The sequence below is a fragment of the Sphingomonas longa genome (assembly GCF_016892685.1).
Lineage (GTDB): Bacteria > Pseudomonadota > Alphaproteobacteria > Sphingomonadales > Sphingomonadaceae > Sphingomonas > Sphingomonas longa.
The window spans coordinates 649,366-675,640 of record NZ_JAFEMC010000001.1; the positions used below are offsets into that span (position 1 = coordinate 649,366).

Below are 26,275 nucleotides of genomic sequence, written 5' to 3' on the forward strand. Positions count from 1 at the left end.
CGGTTCAGCCCTGCTCGATGGTCAGGTGCACCATCGTTTGCGTGAGCAGGACGTAGGCGATTTCCCCGAACGTCATCGGTCCGGTGATCGTCCCCGTTCGCTGCCCCTCCAGATCGGCATAGGCGTAGTTCAGAACGCAATTGCAGCTGAACGTCGGGGCCGTCTCCATGCCGGCCACCGCCGCCTCGAACTGGGTCGGATAGTGGCCGATCGGCTTGGCGAAGCGATAGGCCATGCCGGCGAAGACCGGTGCAAAGAATTCGACCCGGCCCTCATCGTCGATGATCCGGGCGATCGCCACGTTGATCGCCGCGCCGTTATAGTCGGCGACCAACGGCAGGCGCGTGTCGATCCCGCGATCGGCGATGAAGTCGACGAGCCGCATCCGCTCCCCGTCGACACGCACCCATTCGGTGGAGAAACCGGGCTCGTCGAACGTCAGCGTCTCGCCATCGCCCTGCTCGAACAGGTTGACGATATCGACCTTGGCGAACACCGTGTCGGGCAGCGCGACGTGCATCACGGCGGCGGCCGAGTCCGATACTCGACCGGTACGACCGTCGAAGACCTTGGCGGTGTCGATGCCGACACGGTCGAGTGCGACGCCCGTCACCCATCCGACGACGGGCCGGTCGAACAGCCCCTTCCACTCCGTACCTTCGATCGCGAAGCGGCTGTGCACCGGCGATTGCGACGGCAGCAGGATCACGCTGAAACCATTGTCCGCGCCGTCGGCGGCGAAGTGCGGCAGCGAGTCGGCGTCATAGATCGCCTGATGCGCGATGCTGGCGGACACCGGCAGGCGCGCAACGAAGATGCGCTCCGCGTCGTGGATGCCGCCATGCTCGGCGGTCATGAAATAGGGGATCGTGCCACCGATCCAGTCGCCGCGGGGAAGTTCGCGCAACAGCCGCTCGTCGCCGGCCAGGAGCAGCATAGCCCCGGCTTCGATCATGCCGGCGACTTCGGCGACGCCGTGCAGCGATCGGTGGAAGGTCATGGCGTTCATCGTGCGGCTCCCGCAAAGATCGACTCGTAATCGGGTGCAGCAAACCGCAGGTTCGCGACGAAGAACTGCCGGAGTTCGGCCACGAGCGCCTGCAAAGACGACGCGTCGCGCTCGTAGGCGCCGCGGATGCGGATCATCATGATCCTCAGCGCCAGACAACGATATTCGAATTTCCGCTCACCCGATACGAGTGTCCGCCATCGCGGATCACTCTCCGGTGCAATCGCCACGTCGCCTTGTTGTACCACGATGTTCCCCATCAAGTCCGATGCCGGGATTAAACCGATTTGGGCTAAATATTCCTTTACTGGGTGGATGCGGAAACCTGTGACACTTGGCCGACGAGATAAGCTGCGGTAAACGCGCCCATGCTTCAGGTCAGCGCCGCATTCATCTCGTCCACCCGCCCGCGCGCGGTGGCGCGCTGGCTGTACGCGGTCGCCGCGCTGATCGTGGCGATGGTGATCGTCGGCGGCATCACGCGGCTGACCGAGTCGGGGCTGTCGATCACGCAGTGGAAACCGATCAGCGGCATCGTGCCGCCGCTGAACGATGCGCAGTGGCAGGCGGAGTTCGCCAATTACCGCCGCATTCCCGAATACACCGCGTTCAATCAGGACATGACGCTCGCCGGGTTCAAGGCGATCTTCTTCTGGGAATATCTGCACCGCCTGCTTGGCCGCGTCATCGGCATGGCGTTCGCGCTGCCGCTGATCTGGTTCGCGGTGCGGCGGCGCATCCCCGCCGGCTATGGCTGGCGACTGACGGCGCTGCTGGCGCTCGGTGGGCTTCAGGGCGCGATCGGCTGGTGGATGGTTGCCTCGGGCCTGTCGGTGAGGACCGATGTAAGCCACATCCGGCTGGCGGTTCACCTGACGACGGCGCTCGTGATCCTGGCGGGCATCGTCTGGACCGCGCTCGACCTGATGGCGTTGCACGGCAACCGCATGGCGGCGCCCGCCCGCCTCGCGCCGGTGGCGACACTGGCGCTGGCGGCGTTGTTCGCGCAGATCGTCTATGGCGCCTTCACCGCCGGCCTCGACGCCGGTTACGCTTTCGCGAGCTGGCCGCTGATGGGCGATTCGCTGTTCCCCGCTGGCGTGCCGATGCTGTCGCCGGGGTGGAGCAACGCGGTCGACAACCCCATCGTCGTGCAGTTCATCCACCGCTGGTTCGCCTTCGCCGCCGCCGCCGCGCTCGTCGCGCTGGCATGGCGGGCGAATCGCGTCGGCGCACGCGGGGCGGCCGGGATGGTCGTGGTGCTGGTCGGGCTCCAGATCGCGCTCGGCATCTCCACGCTGCTCAGTGGCGTGCAGATCGGCATCGCGGTCGCGCATCAGGCGAATGCGGCGCTGCTGCTGATCGCCAGCGTCGCCGCGGCGCATGCGATCGGCCGGCGGCGGACCTGACCGTCAGAACACCTCTGGTATTCTGATACCCGTCAGCAATGTGGCGGATTGCTTGACTTCCGGGCGACTTTCCACGAATGGATCCCGGTCCGCGCCGCTCCTTCTGGAAGCGGCGCGCTCTCGTTTGAAAGGTCTACGCCCATGAAGGCGCTCATGAAGACCACCAAGTCGGCCAAGCCGCATGAGGTGGAGAAGAAGTGGCACATCGTCGACGCCACCGACCTGGTTGTCGGTCGCGCCGCGGTGGTGATCGCCAACGTCCTGCGCGGCAAGCACAAGACGTCGTTCACCCCGCACGTCGATTGCGGTGACAACGTCATCGTCATCAACGCCGACAAGGTTCGCTTCACCGGTAACAAGGCCGGCAAGAAAATCTATTACAAGCACACCGGCTATGCCGGCGGCATCAAGGGCGTGACCGCCGCCAAGGTGCTCGAGGGCCGCTTTCCGGAGCGCGTTCTCGAGAAGGCCGTGGAGCGCATGATCCCGCGCGGCCCGCTGGGTCGCGAGCAGATGCGCAACCTGCGTATCTTCAAGGGCGAAGCGCACCCGCACGAGGCGCAGAACCCCGAGGTCCTCGATATCGCCGGCATGAGCCGCAAGAACAAGGTGGGCGCATAATGACCGACAACCGCCAGTCCCTCGCCGATCTGGCCGCGCTGACGCAGACGCCGGCCCCCGCTCCGCAGTCGGGCGACACGTCCGCGCAGCAGGCCGAAGACTATATGTCGGGTGCGGTCGAGGCGCCCCGCGCGCCGACGATGCCGCTGCGTGAGCAGATCATCGACAAGCAGGGCCGCGCCTATGCCACCGGTCGCCGCAAGGATGCGGTCGCCCGCGTCTGGGTGAAGCCGGGTTCGGGCAAGATCACGATCAACGGTCGCGATCAGGAAGTGTATTTCGCGCGTCCGACGCTGCGTCTGGTCATCAACCAGGTGTTCGGCATCACCGAGCGCGAGGGCCAGTACGATGTGGTCTGCACCGTCAAGGGTGGTGGCCTCTCGGGTCAGGCCGGCGCGGTCAAGCACGGCATCAGCCAGGCGCTGACCAAGTACGAGCCGATCCTGCGCGCGCCGGTGAAGGCCGCGGGCTTCCTGACCCGCGACAGCCGCACGGTCGAGCGTAAGAAGTACGGCAAGGCGAAGGCCCGTCGTAGCTTCCAGTTCTCGAAGCGCTGATCCTTTCGCTTCCCGCGAACGATGGAGGGCGGTCCCGCGGGGCCGCCCTTTTTCGTTGCGGTTCCTGTGGGCGGAGGGGATTCGCTTGCCGAATGGCTGGCGCGATTTCATTCCTTCCGCTCCTGCGTCGATTTGAGAACGCGTTCGTCATGCCGGGCTGGTTTCGGCATGACGGCAGGGGTAAGACGGCGGCTTAGCGTCCAGAACGGACCGGCACGCAGGCTGCCGCGCACCCGCCGCAACCCTCTGGCGATCGCGGAGAACTGTCGCTAGAGGCGCGGCCAATAACCCCCGACGATATCGAGACCGCCATGACAGCGCGCCGCTTCACCACGCTGCTGCTTCCCGTGCTCGCCGCCCTGCCCGGCTGTGCGGCGCAAGTCGCGCGCACTGGCGCGGCCCCGATCGATGTCGGCATCCTCGCGATCAACGACTTCCACGGCAATCTCCAGCCGCCGCATCTGGCGATCACCGCCCCCGACGGGACGACGCCGGTCCCGGCCGGCGGCGCGGCGTATCTCGCGTCCGCCATCGCCAGCCTGCGGCGCGCGCATCCCAACTCGATCACCGTGTCGGCCGGCGATATGACCGGGGCGAGCCCGCTACCCTCGTCGATCTTCCTCGACGAGCCGACGATCACGACGATGAACGCGATGGGCGTCGATCTGAATGCTGTGGGCAATCATGAGTTCGACCGCGGCACGACGGAACTGCTTCGGCTCCAGAATGGCGGCTGCGCCCGCAACGCCACCCCCCTGCCCTGTCGATTGGAGAAATTCGGGGGCGCACGCTTCCAGTATCTGGCCGGCAACACCATCATGGAAAACGGGGCGAGCCTGCTCCCCGCCACCGCCATACGGACCTTCGGCCAAGGATCACGGCGGGTCACGATCGGCTTCATCGGCCTGACCACACGTACGACGAACACGTTGGTCAGCCCTACCGCAATTCGCGGCATCCACTTCGCCGACGAAGCCGACACGGCCAACCGTCTCGTCCCGGCTTTGCGGGAAGCGGGGGCGGACACGATCGTACTGCTGGTCCACGAGGGCGGATATCCGCAGCCGGAGACCGATCCCAATGGATGTGCAGGGTTGAGCGGCCCCATCGTCGACATCGCGAAGCGGCTCGACCCGGCGATCCAGGTCGTCGTCTCGGGGCACACGCATAAGGCGTATATCTGTCCCAACATCGCCAGCCGCCCCCTGCTGCTGACCAGCGCGGGCAAGTTCGGGTCGATCGTCACCGATATGACCCTGCGATTCGATCCACGCAGCAAGCGCCTCATCGACAGCAGCGCCCGTAACGTCATCGTTCAGGGCGAGGCGTTCGAGGTGGACGGACGAGCGGTCGGGCTGTCCGACGCCGTGCCACGCTTCGCGGCAGACCCGGTTGTGGGCAAGATCGTGGATCGCTACGTGACCGCATCCGGACCATTGGCGGAGCGCGTGGTCGGCCACATGACCCGTGCGCCTGCACCGAAGGATGGGCCACCACGCGGTTACGAGACGGAACTCGGCAACCTCGTCGCCGACGCTCAGTTGGCCGTCATGAGCGTGCCGGAGAATGGCGGCGCGCAGGTGGCGTTCATGAACCCCGGGGGCATCCGGACGGACCTGAAGATCGGTGATGGTGGTGCGGTCACCTTCGCCGACGCCTATGCGGTGCAGCCGTTCGGCAACGTGCTGATGGTCCGCGAATTTACGGGCGCCCAGCTACGCGCAGTGCTGGAACAGCAGTTCGACATGGGGGGCAAGACGCTGGTCCTCAGCGTGGCTGGCATGACCTACGCCTTCGATCGCTCCCGCCCCGCAGGGCAGCGGATCATCGACGTTGTCGTTCAAGGTTGTCCGCTCATCGACGCGGAACGCTATCGTGTGTCGGTCAGCAACTTCCTCGCCGTCGGCGGCGACGGGTTTACCAGTTTCGTGGTCGGTCGGGACATCCCCGGACAGGGCATCACCGATGTCGATGCGCTGTCGGATTATCTCGGTCGCAGCATTGTGACGCCACCGCGGGTAAACCGCATCGCCGACCGTACGCCTCCCGGCTGGACGGGTCCGTCGACGCGCTGACGCCGCCGATCACCCCTTGCCCCGCCCCGCCCTTGCCGCGATGAGCGACGGCAAAGGGGAGCCCGACCGATGTCCGTCATGTCCGACCGCTGGATTCGCGAGCGCGCGCTCGCCGATGCGATGATCGAGCCGTTCGTGGAGTCGCAGCGTCGCGACGGTTGCGTCAGCTACGGCCTGTCGTCCTACGGCTATGACGCGCGGGTCGCGGACGAGTTCAAGATCTTCACGAACGTCGATAGCGCGATCGTCGACCCCAAGAACTTCGCCGCCAACAGCTTCGTCGATCGCAAGACTGACGTATGCATCATTCCGCCGAACAGCTTCGCGCTGGCGCGGACGGTTGAATATTTCCGCGTGCCACGCGACGTGCTGGTGATCTGCCTCGGCAAGTCCACCTATGCGCGGTGCGGAATCATCGTGAACGTGACTCCGCTGGAGCCGGGCTGGGAAGGCCATGTCACGCTGGAATTCTCCAACACCACGCCCCTGCCCGCCAAGGTTTATGCCAACGAGGGCGCATGCCAGTTCCTGTTCCTGCAAGGGAACGAGCCCTGCGAGACGAGCTACGCCGACCGCGCAGGTAAATATATGGGCCAGCGCGGCGTGACCCTGCCGCGGCTGTAGTCCGCGCTATTTTGGATCGAGCGGGACGATCACCTCGTCGGGATGAGCGACGTTCAGTTCCTTGCGGACCATTTCGTCGACCATGTCCGGGTTGGCGTGATCGGGATTGAGCAACGCCACGCGGTTGCGCAGCACCTCGCGGCGCTTGTCGAGCACCGCAAAGTCCTTCTCCCGCTTGGCGAGCTGCCGCTTATAGTCGCCATACGCGAGTACCCCGTTCGGCCCCAGGATCGCGTAAGCCCCGAAGAAGGCCAGCACCGTCAACGCCAGCGCCGGCACGGCGGCGCGGCGCAGCGTCTTCCGAAAGGTGGATTCCCGCGTCTTCATCGCGCCCCCATCAGGATGTCACGACCGGCATAACGCGCGGCATCGCCCAATTCTTCCTCAATGCGGATCAACTGGTTGTACTTCGCCAGACGGTCGCTGCGCGACAGGCTGCCGGTCTTGATCTGGCCGCAGTTGGTCGCGACCGCGAGGTCGGCGATCGTGTAATCCTCGGTCTCGCCCGAACGGTGGCTCATCACCGCCGTGTAGCGCGCACGCTGCGCCATCGACACCGCCTCCAGCGTTTCGGTCAGCGTGCCGATCTGGTTGACCTTCACCAGGATCGAGTTGGCGTAACCGCCGTCGATGCCCTGCTTCAGGCGCTTGGGGTTGGTCACGAACAGGTCGTCGCCGACCAGCTGCACCGTGTTGCCCACTGCCTCGGTCAGCGCCTTCCAGCCCTCCCAATCGTCCTCGCTCATGCCATCCTCGATCGACAGGATCGGATAGCGACGCGTCAGGTCTGCCAGATACTCCGCCATCTCGTGGCTGCCGAGCACCTTGCCCTCACCGCTGATGTCGTACCGGCCGTTCTTGTAGAACTCGGTCGCCGCGCAGTCGAGCGCCAGCATCACGTCGTCGCCGGGGGTGTAGCCCGCCGTCTCGATCGCCCGCATGATGAAGTCCAGCGCCTCGGTGGTGCTGGCGATGTTCGGGGCAAAGCCGCCCTCGTCACCGACGCTGGTGGCCAGTCCCTTGTCGTGCAGCGCCTTCTTCAGCGCGTGGAAGATTTCGGAGCCGCAACGGACGGCCTCCAGAATATTCGGCGCGCCGACCGGCATCACCATGAACTCCTGGAAATCGATTGGGTTGTCGGCATGCTCGCCGCCGTTGATGATATTCATCATCGGCACCGGCAGCAGATGCGCCGAGACACCACCGACATATTTGTATAGCGGCAGACCGCGCGCCTCCGCCGCCGCCTTGGCCACCGCGAGGCTGACGCCGAGGATCGCGTTCGCGCCCAGCCGGCCCTTGTTCTCGGTGCCGTCCAGCTCGATCATCGCGCGGTCCAGATCGGCCTGATCCTCCGCGTCCATGCCCAGCACGGTGTCGGCGATCTCGTCGTTCACCGCCTCGATCGCGTCGTCCACGCCCTTGCCGCCCCAGCGGCTCTTGTCGCCGTCGCGCTTCTCGACCGCCTCATGCTTGCCGGTGGACGCACCCGACGGCACGGCCGCGCGGCCGAAGCTGCCATCCTCCAGCAGCACATCGACTTCCACGGTGGGATTGCCCCGGCTGTCGAGGATCTGGCGGGCGTGGATGTCGATGATGGCGGTCACTGGGCGCTCCTGGCAGCGTATCGTTCGCGCGGTGCTGTAGAGCCGTGCCGCGACGTGGGCAATCGCCACGCCGTGCATGCCCGGTTTGCCAGCAGGGAACCGGTGGGGATAGGTTTTGTTGAAGCGTGGTAACGGAGGAACACACATGGCCGACGACGACCTCAAGCCGATCAGCGACGGCGACATCGTAACCCCGCCCGCCAGCACGGCCTTTCAGCCAGCGGAACCGCTGAAGGACGCAGGCGTGGAATTCGCGCCCGCTTCGGACGACACGGGCACCACCACCAGCAAGACCGAAACCGCCAAGCAGGCGATCCGCGATACGACCGGCAAGGTCGGCCAGCAGGCCACCGAAAAGCTGCGCGCGTACGCCGATGACGGCAAGGCGCGTGCCGGTTCGGCGCTCGACCAGCTGTCGCAGTTGCTGATCGATGCAGCCGGTCAGGTCGACGACAAGCTCGGTGCGCAATACGGCCAGTATGCTCGGACAGCCGCCGATCAGGTGCAGGGCTTCGCCGAGACGGTGAAGAACAAGGATGTCGACGACCTGCTGGAGGATGCGCGTGGCTTCGTGCGCGCCAGCCCCGGGGTGGCAATCGGCGCGGCCGCCGCTCTGGGCTTCGTCGTCGCACGACTGTTCCAGTCCGGCCTCGACGATCGGGCCTGATCCGTCATGTTCGGGGAACAACCGGGGGTGACGACGCTGGTCGGGCGGCTGGTCGATGAAAGCCGGACGCTCGTCTCGGCCGAAGTCGCCTTGTACAAGGCGAAGGCGGGCGAGCGGGTCAGCGCTTACAAATCCGCGATCGTGTTCTTCGCGATCGCGGGGGTGCTGGGGTTGGCGGCGCTGGTCGCGCTGCTGGTCGGCCTCATCATGGCGTTGGCGACCGTACTTCACCCGATCTGGGCGACGTTGATCGTCGTTGGCGTCGTGTTGCTGCTCGCCGCCGTTCTCGGGATCGTCGGCAAGGGCCGCCTCGCGGGACCGGAGCGCAGCGTATGAGCAATCCCAAACTCGACCTGCTCGCCGCCAAGGCGGAAGCCGCGCTTGCCCGCGAGCGTCTGTCCGGCACCGTGGCACAGCTTCAGGCGAAGCTCGACCCCAAGGCCCTGGCCGAAGAGGCGAAGGACGCCGGGCTGTCCGCCGTCCGTGCCGGCGCGGAGGGTGCCCGTCGCAATCCGGGCATCATCGCCGGGGCCGCCGCCGCCACGGGCCTGCTGCTCGTCAGCGGCCCGATCGCACGGTTCTTCCACCGTCGCCGCGTCCGCAAGCCCGTCCCCGCGCAACCCATCGCCCATTCCGAAGCCCATTCCATCGAGGTAACTGAGCCATGACCGATCAGCCCAACGACACGCATTCGACCTTCGAGGACGCCCGCGCCGCCGCCGCACAGACGCTGCACGATGCGCGGGACAAGGCATCGGAGGCGCTCGCCACGTCGAAACAGACGACCAAGCAGGCGGTCCACCGTGCCGCGAGCGAGATCGAGACCAATCCGCTCGCCATTCTCGCCGGTGGCCTCGCGGTCGGTGCGCTCGTCGGCGCCTTGGTGCCGCGCAGCGCACGGGAAAAGGAACTGCTCGCCCCCGTCGGCAAGCGTATCTCCGACACCGCGCGTCAAGCGTTCGCCGCCGCCAAGGAAGCCGGCCGCAGCGAACTGGATCAGGCCGGCCTGACGCCGGGCGCGGCCAAGGATCGCGGCAAGGACCTGCTCGATGGCGTCAAGAGGGCGCTGGTCAGCGCGGGCAGCGCCGCCGCGCAGTCCGCGAAGAAGCCGGACGCATCGGCGCAGTCGCCCGAAACCGTCTGATGCCGCTACGGCGGGGGTTCATTCCCCCGCCGCCAGCCGCTAAGGGATGCGGCCATGAGCAAGCTCCATCTCGTCTTCGGCGGCCGGGTCACCAACCCGCAGACTCTCGACTTCGCCGATCCTGCCAATCTCGACGTGGTCGGCATCTTCCCCGATTATGCCAGCGCCGAAAAGGCCTGGCGCGCCGCCGCGCAGCGCACGGTCGACGACGCCGAGATGCGGTTCGTGGTCGTGCACCTGCACCGTCTGCTGGAGCCGGATGCCGTCAAGCCTGCCGGCTGATCGTCGAGGGAGCCGCGTATCGGAAAACGGCGCGGACTCGGATCGACGTCGGATTCGTCAGCATACACAGCCCGTCACCGTCACGGTCGCTCCCGACTGGTTGCAGAACCACAGCTCAAATAGTCGGCCGGTGAGGTTGGAGGTCAAGCGGGGGCTAGGATGAGCGACCCTGCCGCCGCAGGATCGGGTCAGGCTCCGCGATACCGCCAGATCAGCAATGGCCGCGTCAGCAGCAGCCCTGCGACGAACCCGCCGATGTGCGCACCGATCGCCACTGCCACGCCACCCATGCCGGCGAGGTCGATCAGCAACTGGATGCCGATCCACGCCGCCGCCAACCACGCCGCATGCACGAGGTTCGCCGATACCGGCCCCATCCGCCGCGCGCGTCGCTCGCCGTATAAAAGCGCATACGCCGCGATGATCGCGGAGATCGCACCCGACGCGCCGATCATCGGCATGGGCGACGCAGGGTCGAAGGCCCACTGCCCTGCCGCCGCGAGATATGCGCCGACCCCGTACAGCACCAGTACTGCCAGTGGACCCAGCGCCCGCTCGACCTGTTGACCGCAGAACACGAGCATCACGAGGTTCAGCGCGACATGCGCCCAGCCGCCGTGGATCAGCGTCGCGGTCAGCGGCGTCAACCAGTCCGGCACCAGGAAAACATGATCGACCGGCACCGCCCCGCCGATCCGGCCGGGGATGAACCCCGCCTCAATCGCCGCGACGGGAATGTCGCCGGTCAGAATCAACAATACCGACACGACCAGCGTGACCACGGTCAGCACCGCGGTCACCCGCCACTCGCGCCAGTCGTTCATGACGTCAGATGAACGCGATCTTGGAGACGACATAATAGCGATCGCCTGCCGGCACCGACACCTCGACCTCCTCGTCGACCTTGCGCCCAATCAGCGCCCGGCCCAGCGGCGAGTTGTAGGAGATACGGCCGCGCTTCGCGTCCGCCTCGGTCTGGCCGACGATCTGGTACACGACCGGCTTGTCGTCGTCGTCGAGCAGAGTCACCGTCGCGCCGAACACCACCTTGTCACCCGACAGGTCGCGCGGATCGATGATCTGCGCGCGCGACAGCTTGTCCTCGATATCGGCGATCGACGCCTCGATCTGGCCCTGACGCTCCTTGGCGGCATGATATTCGGCATTTTCCGACAGATCGCCGTGCGCGCGGGCTTCCTCGATCGCGTCGACGATGGACGGGCGCTCCTCTTTCAGACGCCGCAAATCCGCGGTGAGGGTTTCGTAGCCCTCCTGCAGCATCGGCATCTTCTCGACGGTCGCCATGATCTCGTTCCCCAATTCCTATTCCCGGGACGACCCGTCAGGATCGCCCGCACACGTCACGTCGTTATGTCCGGGATCAGTCGTGCGACTGCGAATAATAGGACTGAAGGGGCCTGACTTCAAGGACACCCCCGCCCGCATCCCGTTGCGACGCCAGGATCGCCCGCGCCGCTTCCACGCTGGCCGGGGCCGTCGTGAAATACGGGATGCGCCCGGCCAGTGCCGCCTGACGGATAGGCTTGGAATCCTTTAGCGATTGCCAGCCTTCGGTGGTGTTGAAGATCAGGTCGATGCCACCATCCGCGATGCGGTCGACGATATGCGGCCGCCCTTGCGCGACCTTGTTGACCCGTTCGACCGGCAGGCCGGCGCGCGTCAGGAAATCCGCGGTGCCATCCGTTGCGACGATCGTGAAGCCCGCCTCCACCAGCGCCTCGACACCGGGGACGATGTGCGGCTTGTCGCCCGGCTTGACGCTGACGAACACCGCGCCTTTCGTCGGCAGGACGGTCCCGGCACCCAGCTGCGCCTTCGCGAAGGCCGTCGTGAAATCGCCCGCGATACCCATGACTTCACCGGTCGATCGCATCTCCGGTGACAGGACCGGATCGACGCCGGGAAAGCGCGAGAACGGAAATACCGCTTCCTTCACCGCGACATGCGCGATGTTGCGATCGATCGTCGGCAGGTCGCGCAACTTCTCGCCGGCCATCACCCGCGCTGCGATCTTGGCGATCGGGGTGCCGATCGCCTTCGCCACGAACGGCACCGTCCGCGAGGCGCGCGGATTCACCTCGATGAGGTAGACCTTGCCGTCCTTCACCGCGAATTGGATGTTCATCAGCCCGACGACCGACAGCGCGCGCGCCAGCGCCTCTGTCTGCCGCTCGATCTCCTCGACGATCTCGCTGGGCAGGCTGTACGGCGGGATCGAGCAGGCACTGTCGCCCGAATGGACGCCGGCCTCCTCGATATGCTGTAACACGCCGGCGACCACGACATCGTCACCATCGCAGATCGCGTCGACATCCACCTCGATCGCGTCACGCAGGTACTGGTCGATCAAAACCGGTGCGTCACCAGACACTTGCACGGCGGTCTGGATGTAATCGTCGAGCTGCGCCGGCCCCTCGACGATCTCCATCGCCCGCCCGCCTAGCACGAAGCTGGGCCGCATCAGCACCGGATAGCCGACGCGTGCGGCGACGTTGATCGCCTCGTCCCGGCTGCGCGCGATGCCGTTCGACGGCTGCAACAGCTTCAACCGGTTGACCAAAGCCGCGAACTGCTCGCGGTCCTCCGCCAGATCGATCGCCGCCGGCGACGTACCAAGGATCGGGATACCGGCAGCCTCGAGCGCCCGCGCGAGGTTCAGCGGCGTCTGCCCTCCGAACTGCACGATCACGCCGACCAGCTCGCCGCGCGATTTCTCGACGTCGAGGATCGCCAGCACATCTTCCGCGGTCAGCGGCTCGAAATACAGGCGGTCGGACGTGTCGTAGTCCGTGCTGACCGTTTCCGGGTTGCAGTTGACCATGATCGTCTCGAACCCGGCATCCGCCAGCGCAAAGCACGCGTGGCAGCAGCAGTAATCGAACTCGATCCCCTGCCCGATCCGGTTCGGCCCACCGCCGAGGATCACGATCTTGCGGCGGTCGCTCGGCTGGCTCTCATCCTCCGGCTCTCCGAACGTCGGCGCTTCGTAGGTCGAGTACATATACGGCGTCTTCGCGTCGAACTCGGCGGCGCAGGTGTCGATGCGCTTGAACACCGGGCGAACGCCCAGCTTCAACCGATGCGCCCGCACCTCGTCCTCGGTGACGCCGCCGGTCATCGCCTTCACGACCTCATGGATCAGCCCCGATCCGCGCGCGATGCCGCGGTTCATGCCGCGCAGATTGGCGGACTGCAGCGCCAGCCACGCCAGCCGCTTGTCGGCGAAACCCATCGCCTTCAGCCGGCGCATGCCCGGCGCGTCGATCGGCAGGCCGTTCGCCATGACCTCAGCCTCGGCCGCGACGATCTCCGCGATCCGCTCCAGGAACCACGGGTCGTATTTGGCGATCGCGTGAACCTCGGTGACGGTGAAGCCCTCGCGTAGGGCCTGCGCCGCGACCAGCAGCCGGTCCGGCGTCGCGGTCGCCAGTGCCGCCTCGATCTGAGCACGCGGTGCGCCGACCAGATGCGCGACCTCGTTGAAGCCGGACAGTCCAGTCTCCAGCCCGCGCAAGGCCTTCTGCATCGACTCGTGGATATTGCGGCCGATCGCCATGACTTCGCCGACGCTCTTCATCGCCGTACCGAGCAGCGGTTCGGAGCCCTTGAACTTCTCGAACGCGAAGCGCGGGATCTTGGTGACGACGTAGTCGATCGTCGGTTCGAAGCTGGCCGGCGTCGCACCGGTGATGTCGTTCTCGATCTCGTCGAGCGTATAGCCGACCGCCAGCTTCGCCGCGACCTTGGCGATCGGGAAACCGGTAGCCTTCGATGCGAGCGCCGACGACCGCGACACGCGCGGGTTCATCTCGATGACGATCAGGCGACCGTCCTTCGGATTGACCGCGAACTGTACGTTCGAACCGCCTGTTTCCACTCCGATTTCGCGCAACACCGCGATCGATGCGTTGCGCATGATCTGGTATTCCTTGTCGGTCAGCGTCAGCGCCGGCGCGACGGTGATCGAGTCCCCGGTGTGGACGCCCATCGGATCGACATTCTCGATCGAGCAGATGATGATCGCGTTGTCCTTCCGGTCGCGCACCACCTCCATCTCATACTCTTTCCAACCGAGCAGCGACTCCTCGATCAGCACTTCGGTCGTCGGCGACAGGTCGAGCCCGTTGCGGACGATCTGGATGAACTCGGCACGGTTGTACGCGATGCCGCCGCCGGAGCCGCCCATCGTGAAGCTCGGCCGGATGATCGCCGGCAGCCCGACCTTCTCCAGCCCCTCCAGCGCGTCCGCCTCGGTGTGCGCGATTGCCGAGCGCGCGCTTTCCAGCCCGATCCGGTCCATCGCGTCACGGAACTTCAGCCGATCCTCCGCCATGTCGATCGCGTCGGCATCGGCCCCGATCATCTGCACGCCGAACTTCTCCAGCGTACCGTCTCGGAACAGCGCCAGCGCCGTATTCAGCGCGGTCTGCCCGCCCATCGTCGGCAGGACGGCGTCGGGCCGCTCCTTCTCGATGATCTTCGCCACCACCGCGGGCGTGATCGGCTCCACATAGGTGGCGTCGGCCAGCTCGGGGTCGGTCATGATCGTGGCGGGGTTGGAGTTGACGAGGACGATGCGATAGCCCTCCTCCTTCAACGCCTTGATCGCCTGCGTGCCCGAATAATCGAACTCGCACGCCTGCCCGATAATGATCGGCCCCGCGCCGATAACGAGGATGGAGGAGATGTCGGTGCGTTTGGGCATTACTTATCTTCCGAAAGCTGTTCGTTGCCGATAAAGCCGAGCTTCTTCGGGGCCATACTCACGCGGAGACGCTTGAGCACGCAGTCTATTCTTTTGTACTTTGCGTTAGGCGAAGGGCGAAATCGTATCGCTTCGCCTCCGAGATGAACGAGCCACTGGCGTGGGGCTTTACACGCATCGCTCATGATATTGAGCTGAGACTGGTTCAAGTCCACGCGGGATTTAGCGATCGCTCCTTGGATCGCCAAGGCAAACAAGAAGCTCATGCTGCCTTTACCAGCGACCCTACAAACCGCTTAAACAGATAGAAACTGTCCTGCGGCCCCGGCGACGCTTCCGGGTGATACTGCACGCTGAACGCCCGCCCGCCGTCCAGTTCTAGCCCGGCGTTCGATCCGTCGAACAGCGACACGTGCGTCTCCGTCACACCGGCGGGCAGCGAGTCCCGCTCGACCGAGAAGCCGTGGTTCATACTGGTGATCTCGACCGCGCCATCGCTCAGCCGCTTGACCGGGTGGTTCGCCCCGCGATGTCCCTGGAACATCTTGGTCGTGGTCGCCCCGACCGCCAGACCCAGCAGCTGGTGACCGAGGCAAATGCCGAACAGCCGCAGCTTCGTATCGAGCAACTGCCGGATCACCGGCACTGCATATTCGCCGGTAGCGGCCGGGTCGCCGGGGCCGTTCGACAGGAAGATACCCTCCGGCTTCAGCGCCATGATCTCGTCGAAACTGGCGGTCGCAGGGACCACCGACACCTTCGCTCCCGCATGAACAAGGTTGCGGAAGATGTTGTGCTTGCTGCCGTAATCGATCGCGACGACGTGCGGGCGCGACTCCTCGCCGACCGCGTCGTCATAACCGAAGCCCAGCCGCCATACGCCACCGCCCCACCCGCCCTGCGTCTCACGCGAGACGGCCTTGGCGAGGTCCATCCCTTCCAGCCCCGGCCATGCGCGGGCGATGCCCAGCAGCGCTTCCAGATCGAACTCGCCCGCCACCGAATGCGCGATGACGCCGTTCGGGGCGCCGCCGGTGCGGATGCGGCGGGTCAGCGCGCGCGTGTCGATTCCGGCTAGGCCGATGCGGGCATGCCGCGCCATCCAGCCGTCCAGCCGCTCCATGCTGCGGAAGTTCGATGGCGCGGTCGGGTCCTCGCGCACGATCATGCCCAGCGCGTGCGGGCCTTCCGCCTCGACGTCGTCGGGGTTCGCGCCGACATTGCCGATATGGGGAAAGGTGAAGGCGATCATCTGACCCGCGAAGGACGGGTCGGTCATGATCTCCTGATAGCCGGTCATCGCGGTGTGGAAGCACACTTCGCCCACCGCATGCCCCTCCGCGCCGAAGCCGCGGCCCCACAGCACGTCGCCACTGGCGAGGACGAGGCAACCGGTGGCGCTGTCTGGTTTAGCGGGCATGACGAAAGGCGTGGGCTCGGCCATGATGCGGCGGGCACTCCGTTGGTTGATCTACGATGTCGCTAAGCCCCGCCCGCTAAACTCGCCCATCCCTCCCGTCAATCTGCTATGGCCGCGCCACCATGATTCGAGACGACATCAAGCAAGCCCAGATCGCCGCCATGAAGGCCGGCGACAAGGAATCCCGCGCCGCGATCGGCCTGATCCAGGCCGCGATCAAAAACCGCGACATCGAGGCCCGCGCGCCGCAGAGTCGGGAGGGCAAGGCCCCCGATGACGACGACGCCCTCGTCGTCGAGGTGCTGCAGAAGATGGTCAAGCAACGCCGCGAATCGATCGCGATGTACGAGACCGGCAACCGCCCCGAACTCGCCGCGGCCGAAGCGGCGGAGGTCGCGGTGATCGAACGCTTCCTGCCCGCGCGGATGAGCGACGCGGAGACGACGGCCGCGATCGAGGCGATCAAGACCGATCTCGGCGCGACCGGCATGAAGGACATGGGCCGCGTGATGGCCGAACTGAAGGCACGTCACGCCGTGACCCTAGACATGGCGAAGGCCAGCGGGCTGGTGAAGGCAGCGTTGGCGTAGGCTCTTTCTTAACTCCCCTCCCGCTTGCGGTAGGGGTTGGGGGACGGCCGGAGCCACCAACTCCATGACAGCGCCCCGAAACCAAGCCCGCATCCTCCGCAACAATCCCACGGAAGCCGAAGTGCGACTCTGGCGTGCGTTGAGCGCGCGGAAGGTCGCACGCGTGCGCTTCAACCGGCAAGTGCCGGTCGGAGCTTACATCTGCGACTTCGTGGCTCGATCGATCGGCTTGGTGATCGAGGTCGACGGCGGGCAGCATGACTCGGCCGAGGACGCTCGACGCACCGAAGTGTTGGCAGCGCGGGGCTTTCGCGTAATCCGGTTCTGGAACAACGACGTGCTCTCCAATCTGGAAGGGGTGGTCGCAGAGATCGAGCGGGTGCTCGCGGAACGCCCCTCCCCCAACCCCTCCCGCCCTGCAGGAGGGGAGCAAGAAGTTCATCAAACTCCCCTCCCGCTCGCGGGAGGGGCCGGGGGAGGGTTCGGTGCCACCAACTCGGCCGCATCACGCGAATAGTTTGCCAACCCCTTCCCCCTGCGCCATGAGTGAATAGAATCGCGCGCATGAGCCTGTCGCCCGCCTTCCTCGACGAACTGCGTGCGCGCACGTCGCTGTCGGCGTTGATCGGCAAGACGACCAAGCTGCAAAAGGCCGGCCGCGAGATGCGTGGCTGCTGCCCGTTCCACAACGAGAAGACGCCCAGCTTCTACGTCAACGACGACAAGGGCTTCTACCACTGCTTCGGCTGCTCCGCGCATGGCGATGCGATCCGGTGGATGACCGACCAGCGCGGCCTGCCCTTCATCGACGCGGTCAAGGAACTGGCGCAGGCGGCCGGGCTGGAGATGCCCGCGCAAGACCGCCAGTCCGCGGAGAAGGCGGAGCGCGCCAAGGGCCTGCACGAGGTCATGGCCGACGCCGCCATCTGGTTCACGGAGCAACTCAACGGCCTGTCCGGCAACGACGCGCGCGCGTTGCTCGACCGGCGCGGCATCTCGCCAGAGACGGCGCGCACGTTCGGCATGGGCTTCGCGCCCGATTCGCGCGGGCGGCTGAAGACCGCGCTGAAGGATTACGGCGATCCGCTGCTGGTCGAGGCCGGCATGCTGATCCAGGTCGAGGGCAAGGAGCCGTACGACCGTTTTCGTGGTCGCCTGATGATCCCGATCCGCGACGCGCGCGGCCGGACGATCGCGTTCGGCGGGCGCATTCTGGATCAGGGCGAGCCGAAATACCTCAATTCGCCCGACACGCCGCTCTTCGACAAGGGCCGCACGCTCTACAATCTCGATCGCGCCGCCCCCGCCGCGCGCAAGGCCGGCCGCGTGCTGGTGGTCGAGGGGTATATGGACGTGATCGCCCTGTCGCAGGCGGGCATCCACGAGGCCGTCGCCCCGCTCGGCACCGCGCTGACCGAGGCGCAGCTCGAACGGCTGTGGCGGATGGTCGACGTGCCGATCCTGTGTTTCGACGGCGACGCCGCCGGACAGAAGGCTGCGTTGCGCGCCGCGCACCGCGCGCTGCCGATGCTCGCGCCCGGCCGCAGCCTGTCGTTCGTGACCCTGCCGCAGGGTCAGGATCCGGACGACCTCGTCAAGCAGGGCGGCCCAGCCGCGGTGGAAGCGCTGCTCGCCAAGCCGGAGCCGCTGGTCGAGCGACTGTGGCAGAGCGAGGTCGCCGCCGAACCGCTCGACACGCCGGAGCAGCGCGCCGGCCTGAAGCGCCGCCTGTCGGACCTCGCCAACAGCATCGCCGATCCCGCGGTGAAGTCCGAATATCTCGCCGAATTCCGCCGCCGCGCCGATGCGCAGGTCACACCGCAGCGCAAGCCGTTCGTACCGTTCCAGCGTGGCAAGCAGCCGTGGCGGCCCGGCCCGCTGCCCGTCACGCAGGATGCGAAGGCCGTGCGCGCCGCCGGGATCGACCGGGTGCTGGCCAAGGCGGTGCTCGCCGGTCTGATCCGCCATCCCGCGGAGATCGCACGCCATATGGAGGTGCTCGGCAGCCTGAAACTGGCCGACGGCGCGCTCGGCCGGCTGTTCGAGGCGGTGGTCGACGTCGCGCTGGAGGACCGCCAGCTTGATAGCGCGCGCCTCGTCACCATATTGGCACGATCCGGTTTCGAGGGGATCGCCAGCGATCTCCTCCGCGCCGACACGATGCCCTATTCGTTCACACGCAAGGCGGCCGATACAGTTCGCGTGCGCGAAGACCTGGACGAGGCGATCGCCATCCTGATCGCCCGGCCGGAGGTCGATGCACTGCTGGCCGAGGCGACCTCGGCGATGCAGGCGCGCTTCACCGACGAGGCGTTCGAGCGACAAGTGGCATTGGTTAGAGAGAAACAGGCGTTGGAATTGCGGCTTGCAAACCTATGTCAGGCGCACGAAGACGCCCGGTTATCGGGACCCGAGGGTAATTAATGGCGAAGTCGAACGGCAGCGGTGGTGATGATGGCGGCGTCGAGGTGACCGACGCGCCGCTCATCGATCTCAATGACGCCAACATCAAGAAGCTGATCGCCCGCGCCAAGAAGCGCGGCTACATCACCTACGACCAGCTCAACGAGGCGCTGCCGCAGGACCAGATGTCCTCCGACCAGCTCGAGGACGTGATGTCCGCGCTCAACGAAATGGGCGTGAACATCGTCGAGAACGAGGAAGCGGGCGAGGACGGCGAAACCGAGGAGCGCGCGGACGACGGCGACGAGCCGGAGGCCGCCGAGGGCGAGTCCACCGACACCGCGCTTCCCGAAAAGAAGAAAGAGACGATCGATCGCACCGACGATCCGGTCCGCATGTACCTGCGCGAGATGGGAGCCGTGGAGCTTCTGTCGCGCGAGGGCGAGATCGCGATCGCCAAGCGGATCGAGGCCGGCCGGGACACGATGATCCTGGGCCTGTGCGAATCGCCTATCACCTTCAACGCGATCATCGACTGGTCGACCGCGCTCAACGAAGGCACGATGCAGCTGCGCGAGATCCTCGATCTCGACGCGATGCTGTCCAAGGGTCCGTCGGCCGAGCAGGTCGAGGGGGCCGAGGACGAAGGCGACGAGATCAGCGAGAAGACTGCCGGCGCGTCCTTCAAGGAAGAGGAGGACGTCAAGGAAGAGGCGTCCGCCGACGACGAGGACGACCTGACCGAGCGTCGCACGCCGCGTCCGTCCGACGACGAGGAGGAGGACAATACCCTCAGCCTCGCGCAGATGGAGGAGCAGCTCAAGCCGATCGCGCTGGAGCGGTTCGCCAACATCACCGCGCTCTACAAGAAGTTCTCGAAGCTTCAGCAGGCCCGGCTCGACTCGATGTCGGCCGGTGGCGACATGTCGGCGGCCGACGAACGCAAGTACCAGAAGCTGCGCGAGGAACTGACCGCCGAGGTCGAGAGCGTCCAGTTTCACAACGCCAAGATCGAATATCTCGTCGATCAGCTCTATGCCTTCAACCGGCGCCTGACCGCGCTCGGTGGCCAGATGCTGCGTCTGGCGGAGCGCCACAAGGTGCCGCGCAAGGACTTCCTCGACCGCTATGTCGGGCACGAGCTGGACGACACGTGGCTCCAGTCGCTCGGCAAGATGGACAAGAAATGGTCCGCCTTCGTCGCGAACGAGAGCGAGTCGGTCGATCGTATCCGCAACGAGATCGGCGAGATCGCGCAGGCGACCGGCATGGCGCTCACCGAGTTCCGCCGGATCGTCAACATGGTCCAGAAGGGCGAGCGTGAGGCGCGTATCGCCAAGAAGGAGATGGTCGAGGCGAACCTGCGTCTCGTGATCTCGATCGCGAAGAAGTATACGAACCGCGGCCTTCAGTTCCTGGATTTGATCCAGGAGGGCAACATCGGCCTGATGAAGGCGGTCGATAAGTTCGAATATCGCCGCGGCTACAAGTTCAGCACGTACGCGACGTGGTGGATCCGTCAGGCGATCACCCGCTCGATCGCGGATCAGGCGCGGACCATCCGCATCCCGGTCCACATGATCGAGACGATCAACAAGCTGGTCCGCACCAGCCGCCAATTCCTCCACGAGCAGGGCCGCGAGCCCACGCCCGAGGAGATGGCGGAGCGCCTCTCGATGCCGCTCGAGAAGGTCCGCAAGGTGATGAAGATCGCCAAGGAGCCGATCTCGCTCGAAACGCCGATCGGCGACGAGGAGGATTCGCACCTCGGCGACTTCATCGAGGACAAGAACGCGGTCATCCCGGTCGATGCGGCGATCCAGGCGAACCTGAAGGAAACGGTCACCCGCGTCCTCGCCTCTCTGACGCCGCGCGAGGAGCGCGTGCTGCGCATGCGCTTCGGTATCGGCATGAACACCGACCACACGCTCGAAGAGGTCGGCCAGCAGTTCTCGGTGACGCGCGAACGCATCCGCCAGATCGAGGCGAAGGCGCTGCGCAAGCTCAAGCACCCGAGCCGCAGCCGCAAGATGCGCAGCTTCCTCGACCAGTAACCCCTTCTTTTCCCTCTCCCCTTGGGAGAGGGAGGGAGGAGCGCAGCGCCTGAAGGGTGAGGACGAGTACCCTCGCCCTTCAGGCGCGGCACAGCGCGCGGCGAGATCAGTATACTACGCCGTCGTCGCCCCCCAGCCGTTCGGGCTGAGCTTGTCGAAGCCACCTGACCGCAAGCCTCGACGCTCGTGGCCAGAGCCGCTCGACAGCCTCAAGGCGAACGGAAGGTCGGGAGCGCAGAGCCCCCCCTACCGAAGCGGCAACCGTCGCCCCTCCGCCAGCGACCGCCACGCCCACTCCACCGGCGCGATCCGGAATCGCGCGACCCACCAGTTTGCCGCCACCAGCAGCACCGCGTTCACCGCCAGCGCGGTCGCCATCATCGCGGCCCACCCCTGCTCCCCGTACAGTCCCAGCGCGAATGGCGGGTACAGCAACCACAGGCACACGGCGGACTGCGCGACGTACAGCGTCAATGCCGTCCGCCCCGCCGCCGCAAAGGGCCGCAGCAGCCACGCACCGAGGGCGCTGCCAAGCAACAGATTCAGCAGCCCGATATGCCCCAGCGTCGTCGCCAGCCGCGCCACCTCGTACAGCATATCGACCGCCGGCCCGGCATCCCGCCCGGCCAGTTCCGCCGTCACGCCCGCGATCCGCACCGGCAGCCCGACGGCGTATCCCACCATCACCAGCACCGAGTAGAAGCCCCGCGACCGGCCGCCCTGCAACACACCCCACCGGAACAGCGCCGCACCGATCAGCATCGTGCCCGCCGCCTCCAGCACCGTCTCGATCTCGCCCGCGCGCAGCAGTACCACCTCGATCCGCCACAGCGCGCCCGCCCACCCGGCGAAGTCGCTCGTCCGCGCCGCATCCTCCAGCACGATGTCGCGTGCGTGATCGATCGCCACTATAGCCGTGCCCGGATCGATCAGCGCCACGCCGTTCGCGATCAACTCCGTCACCGTCAGCCACAGCCCGATCGCCAGCATCTGTCCCGGCTCAAGCCGTCGGAACCAGACGACGATCAGCGCCGCCAGCGCATAGCTGTGCAGGATATCCCCCGGCCACAGCAGCACCAGCATGTGCACGATGCCGAACGCCAGCAGCACCAGATTGCGCCGGACGTAGCGGCGTACCGCCAAACTTTCGCCCACCTGCCCCGCCGTCCGATCGGTCAGGATCACCATGCCCGCCCCGAACAGCATCTCCAGCAGTGCGCGGGCGGTTCCCTCCGCCAGCACGTCGCGCACCGCCCAAACGCTGCGGTCCGCGATCGTCCAGCCGAAATGCCGCGGCTCGACCCAGGATGCCCAGATCGATCCGCCCATCTCGTTGATGTTCATGAACAGGATGCCGAGGATCGCGACCCCGCGCAGCACGTCCAGCGACAGCAGCCGCGGCGCGCCATCGGGCTCGCTTCCCGCTATCGATGGCCCCGCCGTCATCGCAGGGTCGCTACCCCGCGCGTGCCTCCACCGCAACGCCGCGGAACGGTAGGCGCCGCCCCTCGGCCAGCGACCGCCACAGCCACTCGACCGGCGCGATCGTATAGTGGCGCAGGTAGACGTTCGCGACCCACAGCAGCAGCGCGTCGGTCGCCAGCGCCGTCAGCATCAACCCCGCCCATCCCTGCGTCGCGAACAGCCCCAGCGCGAACGGAGGATAGAGCAGCCACAAGCACAGCAACGTCTGCGTGATATACAGCGTCAGGGCCGTCCGCCCCGCCGCCGCGAACGGCTTCAGCAACCGTCGTCCCGCCGCGGTTGTCAGCAGCCAGCACACCAGCCCGACATGGCCCAGCGTCATCGCGATCCGGCCATATTCGTCGCCCGCCCACAACAGCGTCACACTGTCGTCCAGCCGACTGGTCCGCCACGCCGCAATCACCCGGATGCTCAACCCGATCGCGGACCAGCCGATCGCCATCCGCCGATAGAAGGCGGCACTGCGCAGCCCCTGCAAGATCCCGAGACGGAACAGCGCCGCCCCGATCAGCATCACGCTGGCCGCCTCCCACAGGACATTCACCACCGTCATCGGCCGGGACGCGCGGCGCACATATTCACCGATCATCGCCCCGCGCCAAGCGTCGAACCCCTGCGAACGTGCGCGCAGTTCGGTGGCGCTGTCGCGAACAGTCTTGGCGACGAAGCCGTGCCACATCTCCAGACCGGCGATCGCCTTCTTCTCGTCCGTGGTCGGCGCGATTCCCTGCGCGCGGTGCACCTTGGCGGACGCGACCAGCACATTCTCCCGCACCGCCGTCCGCATGTTCGGCAGCTCGCGTGCCGCGGACCACGTCGCGAAACTCAGCCCCAGCACGATCAGTGCCCAGACCGGCAGCCGCCGCAACGGGAACACGATCAGCGCCGCGAGCGCATAGGTGTGGAGCACATCGCCGGGCCAGAGCAGCACGAACACGTGCACCATCCCGAACCCGAACAGCACGACGTTGCGCCAGTAATAGCGCCCGATCATCCGCCATCGACCAATCCGGTCAGCCAACCTGCCGGTCAGGATCACCATCCCCGCCCCGAACAGCATCTCCAGCAGCGCCCGCGCGGTGCCGGTCGCGAACACCTGCCGCAGCCACCAGAATAGCTGATCGAACGGCGTCCACCCGATCAGGTCCGGCCGCGGCCCGTGCGACGCGGCCATCGTCCCGCCCATAGAATTGATGTTCATGAACAGGATGCCGAGGATCGCGATCCCCCGCAGGATATCCAGTGTCGCGATGCGCGGCGCGCCGTCCGGCTCCTCGCGCGCGGCCGACTCTCCGACGACCGCGTCGGTCGCCACTATCCCCGTCGTCATGCCCCCGCTCCCCCGAACGAAGGCGTCATCATGCGCCGCGTCGGGGCAAAAGAAAAGGCGGCGGTCCCGTCTGGAACCGCCGCCCGATCTGAAAGCCGGAAAAGGCTCGCGTGGCTTATTCGGCCGCTGCGGTGCCCTTGGCCGGACGCGTGTCGCGACGCTCGGCGATACGCGCCGACTTACCGGTGCGGCCACGCAGGTAGTAGAGCTTGGCGCGACGCACCGCACCCTTGCGCACGACGTCGATCGAATCGATGTTCGGCGAGTACAGCGGGAAGACGCGCTCGACGCCCTCGCCGAAGCTGATCTTGCGGACCGTGAACGACGATCCCATGCCCTTGTTCGAACGCGCAATGCACACGCCCTCGTACGCCTGGACGCGGGTACGCTCGCCCTCGACCACGCGCACGCCGACGCGCAGCGTGTCGCCGGCGCGGAATTCGGGGATCGCGCGCTTTTCGGTCAGCTTCGCGATCTGCTCGGCTTCGATCTGCTGGATGATGTTCATGTTCAATCGTCCTGTCGTCGCCGCGCGCCAGAGGGCGACTGGACCCGAGCACCCTCATGGCGCTCCCAAAGGTCCGGCCGCCGTAGCCGTGTATCGGTCTCGGCCTGTGACTTGCGCCACGCCGCGATCCGCGCATGATCCCCCGATCGCAGCACTTCGGGGATCGTGCGCCCTTCCCATTCATAGGGGCGGGTATAATGCGGGTATTCGAGGAGGCCGCTTTCGAAGCTTTCCTCGTCCCCACTGGAAGCCGCGCCCATTACGCCGGGAATCAGCCGAACGCAAGCGTCCAGCAGCACCAGCGCCCCCATCTCGCCGCCCGACAGCACATAGTCGCCGATCGACACTTCCTCGATCGCGCGCGCCTGGAACAGCCGTTCGTCGAAACCCTCGAACCGACCGCACAGGATCGTCGCGCCCGGCCCCGACGCCAGCGCCCGCACGCGATCCTGCGTCAGCGGCGCGCCCCGCGGCGTCATCGCCAGCACGGGCCGGTCGTCGGCGACGCTGTCCAGCGCCGCTGCCACGACATCCGCGCGCAGCACCATCCCCGCGCCGCCCCCCGCCGGCGTATCGTCGACGGAGCGATGCCGATCGGTCGCAAAATCCCTGATCTGGACCGCCTCCAGCGACCAGCGTTCCTCGCGCAGCGCCCGCCCGGCGATGCTCGCCCCCAGCGGTCCGGGAAACATTTCCGGGTACAGCGTCAGCACGGTCGCCGCGAACGTCATGCGACTCCTGCCCTGATGTTCAGAAAACGCCTGCGGTTGAACGGCCTCGCAGGAAAGTCGTTACTCATCCGTTCCTCCATCTATAGGGGGCACTAGGGCAAGGGCGAAGAACGAGGCAAGCCGCATGGACGACTGCATCATCGTGGGAGCCGGCCCCGCCGGCCTGACCGCCGCCATCTATCTCGCGCGCTTCCACCTCAGCATCCGCCTGTTCGACTCCGGCGACAGCCGCGCCGCCTGGATCCCGCGCACCCACAATCATGCCGGCTATCCGGACGGAATCGCGGGCCGCGACCTGCTCGGCCTGATGCTGTGCCAGGCCGAACGGTACGGCGCAGTGCGTGAAGAGGCGGTCGTCACCGCGATCGAACCGGCCGATAACGGCTTCGTCGTCCACCTCGGCGACCGCATCGCGAAGGCGCGCACCGTCCTGCTCGCCACCGGCGTCGTCAACAATCGCCCGAAAATGGACCCCGCCCTGCACGACGACGCCCTGAGTCGCGGACTGCTCCGCTATTGCCCGATCTGCGACGGGTACGAGGTGACCGACCGCCGCGTCGGCATCATCGGCAAGGGCAGCCACGGCATGAAGGAGGCGCTGTTCCTGCGCGGCTACACACGCGACGTGACGCTCGTCAGCCCCGAACCCGATCTCGACCTCGATCCCGCCTGCGAAGCGGCCCTCGACGCCGCCGGCATCGTGCGCGTGCAAGGCCCCTGCGGCGGCTTCGCGATCGAAGGCGACCAGCTAGCCTTTGACACCGCCGAAGGCCGCATGCGCTTCGACAGCGTCTACCCCGCGCTCGGGTCCGTGATCCGCTCCGACCTCGCCGTCGCCGCGGGTGCCCGCGCCACCGCCGAAGGCTGCCTCGAAGTCGACGATCACCAGCGCACCACCCTCCCCGGCCTTTTCGCCGCCGGCGACGTGGTGAAGGGGCTCGACCAGATCAGCCACGCGATGGGCGAAGCCGGCGTCGCCGCCACGACGATCCGCAACCTCTTGGACGAACAGCGGCCGTTGCGGCGGTGAGGG

28 protein-coding genes are annotated in these 26,275 nt (G+C 66.5%); 15 read left to right on the forward strand and 13 right to left on the reverse strand.

All coding sequences use genetic code 11. The features are described 5' to 3' along the window. Positions 1 to 4: 4 nt before the first annotated feature. Together ILT43_RS03120 and ILT43_RS03125 are read right to left on the reverse strand one after the other, a co-directional pair. Positions 5 to 1,009, reverse strand: a complete 1,005-nt coding sequence (locus ILT43_RS03120) for a DUF6976 family protein (RefSeq protein ID WP_204194163.1) — start codon at positions 1,007 to 1,009, stop codon at positions 5 to 7. Then, on the reverse strand, positions 1,006 to 1,149 hold the full coding sequence (locus ILT43_RS03125; protein ID WP_204194165.1) for a hypothetical protein: 144 nt from the start codon (positions 1,147 to 1,149) through the stop codon (positions 1,006 to 1,008). Before ILT43_RS03125 ends, ILT43_RS03120 begins: the two co-directional genes overlap by 4 nt. A gap of 228 nt (positions 1,150 to 1,377) precedes the next feature. Here ILT43_RS03125 and ILT43_RS03130 point away from each other — a divergent pair, with 228 nt between their 5' ends. The 5 genes from ILT43_RS03130 to dcd all read left to right on the forward strand — a co-directional run bounded on the left by ILT43_RS03130 (position 1,378) and on the right by dcd (position 6,295). Next, positions 1,378 to 2,418, forward strand: coding sequence for a COX15/CtaA family protein (locus ILT43_RS03130; protein WP_204194166.1), 1,041 nt, complete (start codon positions 1,378 to 1,380; stop codon positions 2,416 to 2,418). A 141-nt stretch (positions 2,419 to 2,559) separates the two neighbouring features. Beyond that, entirely contained in the window at positions 2,560 to 3,039 is a 480-nt protein-coding gene (rplM, locus tag ILT43_RS03135) for a 50S ribosomal protein L13 (protein ID WP_082474823.1), read from the forward strand. After that, entirely contained in the window at positions 3,039 to 3,596 is a 558-nt protein-coding gene (gene rpsI, locus ILT43_RS03140; RefSeq protein WP_211534349.1) for a 30S ribosomal protein S9, read from the forward strand. Before rplM ends, rpsI begins: the two co-directional genes overlap by 1 nt. Positions 3,597 to 3,907: 311 nt before the next feature. After that, positions 3,908 to 5,671: a bifunctional metallophosphatase/5'-nucleotidase gene (locus ILT43_RS03145; RefSeq protein WP_204194168.1), complete on the forward strand. Its 1,764-nt coding sequence runs from the start codon at positions 3,908 to 3,910 to the stop codon at positions 5,669 to 5,671. A 69-nt stretch (positions 5,672 to 5,740) separates the two neighbouring features. Next, positions 5,741 to 6,295: a dCTP deaminase gene (gene dcd, locus ILT43_RS03150; RefSeq protein WP_055847979.1), complete on the forward strand. Its 555-nt coding sequence runs from the start codon at positions 5,741 to 5,743 to the stop codon at positions 6,293 to 6,295. Positions 6,296 to 6,301: 6 nt separating this feature from the next. Here the strand turns inward: dcd and ILT43_RS03155 are convergent, their stop codons facing one another. Further along, positions 6,302 to 6,622, reverse strand: a complete 321-nt coding sequence (locus ILT43_RS03155; RefSeq protein ID WP_204194169.1) for an FtsB family cell division protein — start codon at positions 6,620 to 6,622, stop codon at positions 6,302 to 6,304. Continuing rightward, entirely contained in the window at positions 6,619 to 7,902 is a 1,284-nt protein-coding gene (gene eno / locus ILT43_RS03160; protein ID WP_204194171.1) for a phosphopyruvate hydratase, read from the reverse strand. Before eno ends, ILT43_RS03155 begins: the two co-directional genes overlap by 4 nt. A gap of 145 nt (positions 7,903 to 8,047) precedes the next feature. Between eno and ILT43_RS03165 the strand changes: the two genes are divergently transcribed. The 5 genes from ILT43_RS03165 to ILT43_RS03185 are packed head-to-tail and all read left to right on the forward strand — an operon-like array spanning position 8,048 to position 9,995. After that, positions 8,048 to 8,569 carry a hypothetical protein gene (locus tag ILT43_RS03165; RefSeq protein ID WP_204194172.1) on the forward strand — a complete coding sequence of 174 codons (522 nt, stop codon included), beginning with the start codon at positions 8,048 to 8,050 and terminating at the stop codon, positions 8,567 to 8,569. A 27-nt stretch (positions 8,570 to 8,596) separates the two neighbouring features. Next, positions 8,597 to 8,905 carry a phage holin family protein gene (locus ILT43_RS03170; protein WP_204194174.1) on the forward strand — a complete coding sequence of 103 codons (309 nt, stop codon included), beginning with the start codon at positions 8,597 to 8,599 and terminating at the stop codon, positions 8,903 to 8,905. After that, positions 8,902 to 9,237, forward strand: coding sequence for a DUF3618 domain-containing protein (locus ILT43_RS03175; protein WP_204194176.1), 336 nt, complete (start codon positions 8,902 to 8,904; stop codon positions 9,235 to 9,237). Before ILT43_RS03170 ends, ILT43_RS03175 begins: the two co-directional genes overlap by 4 nt. Continuing rightward, complete coding sequence (locus tag ILT43_RS03180) at positions 9,234 to 9,713, forward strand: DUF883 family protein (RefSeq protein WP_204194178.1); 480 nt, start codon at positions 9,234 to 9,236, stop codon at positions 9,711 to 9,713. The genes ILT43_RS03175 and ILT43_RS03180 overlap by 4 nt, the downstream gene beginning before the upstream one ends. 54 nt (positions 9,714 to 9,767) lie before the next feature. After that, positions 9,768 to 9,995: a DUF4170 domain-containing protein gene (locus tag ILT43_RS03185; protein WP_204194179.1), complete on the forward strand. Its 228-nt coding sequence runs from the start codon at positions 9,768 to 9,770 to the stop codon at positions 9,993 to 9,995. Between the two features lie 188 nt (positions 9,996 to 10,183). On the opposite strand, the gene ILT43_RS03190 is transcribed toward ILT43_RS03185, so the two are convergent. From ILT43_RS03190 to carA, 5 genes are all read right to left on the reverse strand, one after another. Further along, entirely contained in the window at positions 10,184 to 10,819 is a 636-nt protein-coding gene (locus ILT43_RS03190) for a rhomboid family intramembrane serine protease (protein WP_204194181.1), read from the reverse strand. A 4-nt stretch (positions 10,820 to 10,823) separates the two neighbouring features. Then, positions 10,824 to 11,300, reverse strand: a complete 477-nt coding sequence (gene greA / locus ILT43_RS03195) for a transcription elongation factor GreA (RefSeq protein ID WP_204194183.1) — start codon at positions 11,298 to 11,300, stop codon at positions 10,824 to 10,826. Between the two features lie 76 nt (positions 11,301 to 11,376). After that, positions 11,377 to 14,721 (reverse strand): carbamoyl-phosphate synthase large subunit, encoded by a 3,345-nt coding sequence (gene carB, locus ILT43_RS03200; RefSeq protein WP_204194190.1) that lies wholly within the window; start codon positions 14,719 to 14,721, stop codon positions 11,377 to 11,379. After that, positions 14,721 to 14,987, reverse strand: coding sequence for a hypothetical protein (locus ILT43_RS03205; protein WP_204194192.1), 267 nt, complete (start codon positions 14,985 to 14,987; stop codon positions 14,721 to 14,723). The genes carB and ILT43_RS03205 overlap by 1 nt, the downstream gene beginning before the upstream one ends. Next, on the reverse strand, positions 14,984 to 16,165 hold the full coding sequence (gene carA / locus ILT43_RS03210; RefSeq protein WP_425530282.1) for a glutamine-hydrolyzing carbamoyl-phosphate synthase small subunit: 1,182 nt from the start codon (positions 16,163 to 16,165) through the stop codon (positions 14,984 to 14,986). Before carA ends, ILT43_RS03205 begins: the two co-directional genes overlap by 4 nt. A gap of 98 nt (positions 16,166 to 16,263) precedes the next feature. Between carA and ILT43_RS03215 the strand changes: the two genes are divergently transcribed. The 4 genes from ILT43_RS03215 to rpoD all read left to right on the forward strand — a co-directional run bounded on the left by ILT43_RS03215 (position 16,264) and on the right by rpoD (position 21,188). Further along, complete coding sequence (locus ILT43_RS03215; RefSeq protein WP_204194202.1) at positions 16,264 to 16,731, forward strand: GatB/YqeY domain-containing protein; 468 nt, start codon at positions 16,264 to 16,266, stop codon at positions 16,729 to 16,731. A gap of 64 nt (positions 16,732 to 16,795) precedes the next feature. Further along, a complete protein-coding gene (locus tag ILT43_RS03220) occupies positions 16,796 to 17,248 on the forward strand; it encodes an endonuclease domain-containing protein (RefSeq protein WP_204194203.1) in 453 nt (150 codons plus the stop codon). 47 nt (positions 17,249 to 17,295) lie between these two features. After that, the gene (gene dnaG / locus ILT43_RS03225) at positions 17,296 to 19,155 is read left to right on the forward strand and encodes a DNA primase (RefSeq protein WP_204194205.1); all 1,860 of its coding nucleotides are present in this window, start codon (positions 17,296 to 17,298) and stop codon (positions 19,153 to 19,155) included. After that, on the forward strand, positions 19,155 to 21,188 hold the full coding sequence (rpoD, locus tag ILT43_RS03230; RefSeq protein WP_204194207.1) for an RNA polymerase sigma factor RpoD: 2,034 nt from the start codon (positions 19,155 to 19,157) through the stop codon (positions 21,186 to 21,188). The genes dnaG and rpoD overlap by 1 nt, the downstream gene beginning before the upstream one ends. Before the next feature lie 246 nt (positions 21,189 to 21,434). On the opposite strand, the gene ILT43_RS03235 is transcribed toward rpoD, so the two are convergent. The 4 genes from ILT43_RS03235 to trmD form a co-directional block, all read right to left on the reverse strand. Then, positions 21,435 to 22,634 (reverse strand): DUF418 domain-containing protein, encoded by a 1,200-nt coding sequence (locus ILT43_RS03235; protein ID WP_204194208.1) that lies wholly within the window; start codon positions 22,632 to 22,634, stop codon positions 21,435 to 21,437. Between the two features lie 10 nt (positions 22,635 to 22,644). After that, positions 22,645 to 24,003 carry a DUF418 domain-containing protein gene (locus ILT43_RS03240; RefSeq protein ID WP_204194210.1) on the reverse strand — a complete coding sequence of 453 codons (1,359 nt, stop codon included), beginning with the start codon at positions 24,001 to 24,003 and terminating at the stop codon, positions 22,645 to 22,647. A 115-nt stretch (positions 24,004 to 24,118) separates the two neighbouring features. After that, positions 24,119 to 24,511, reverse strand: a complete 393-nt coding sequence (rplS, locus tag ILT43_RS03245; RefSeq protein WP_055848026.1) for a 50S ribosomal protein L19 — start codon at positions 24,509 to 24,511, stop codon at positions 24,119 to 24,121. A 2-nt stretch (positions 24,512 to 24,513) separates the two neighbouring features. Then, entirely contained in the window at positions 24,514 to 25,242 is a 729-nt protein-coding gene (trmD, locus tag ILT43_RS03250; protein ID WP_204194212.1) for a tRNA (guanosine(37)-N1)-methyltransferase TrmD, read from the reverse strand. Positions 25,243 to 25,366: 124 nt separating this feature from the next. Between trmD and ILT43_RS03255 the strand changes: the two genes are divergently transcribed. Further along, positions 25,367 to 26,272, forward strand: coding sequence for an NAD(P)/FAD-dependent oxidoreductase (locus ILT43_RS03255; RefSeq protein ID WP_204194214.1), 906 nt, complete (start codon positions 25,367 to 25,369; stop codon positions 26,270 to 26,272). Positions 26,273 to 26,275 lie beyond the last annotated feature (3 nt).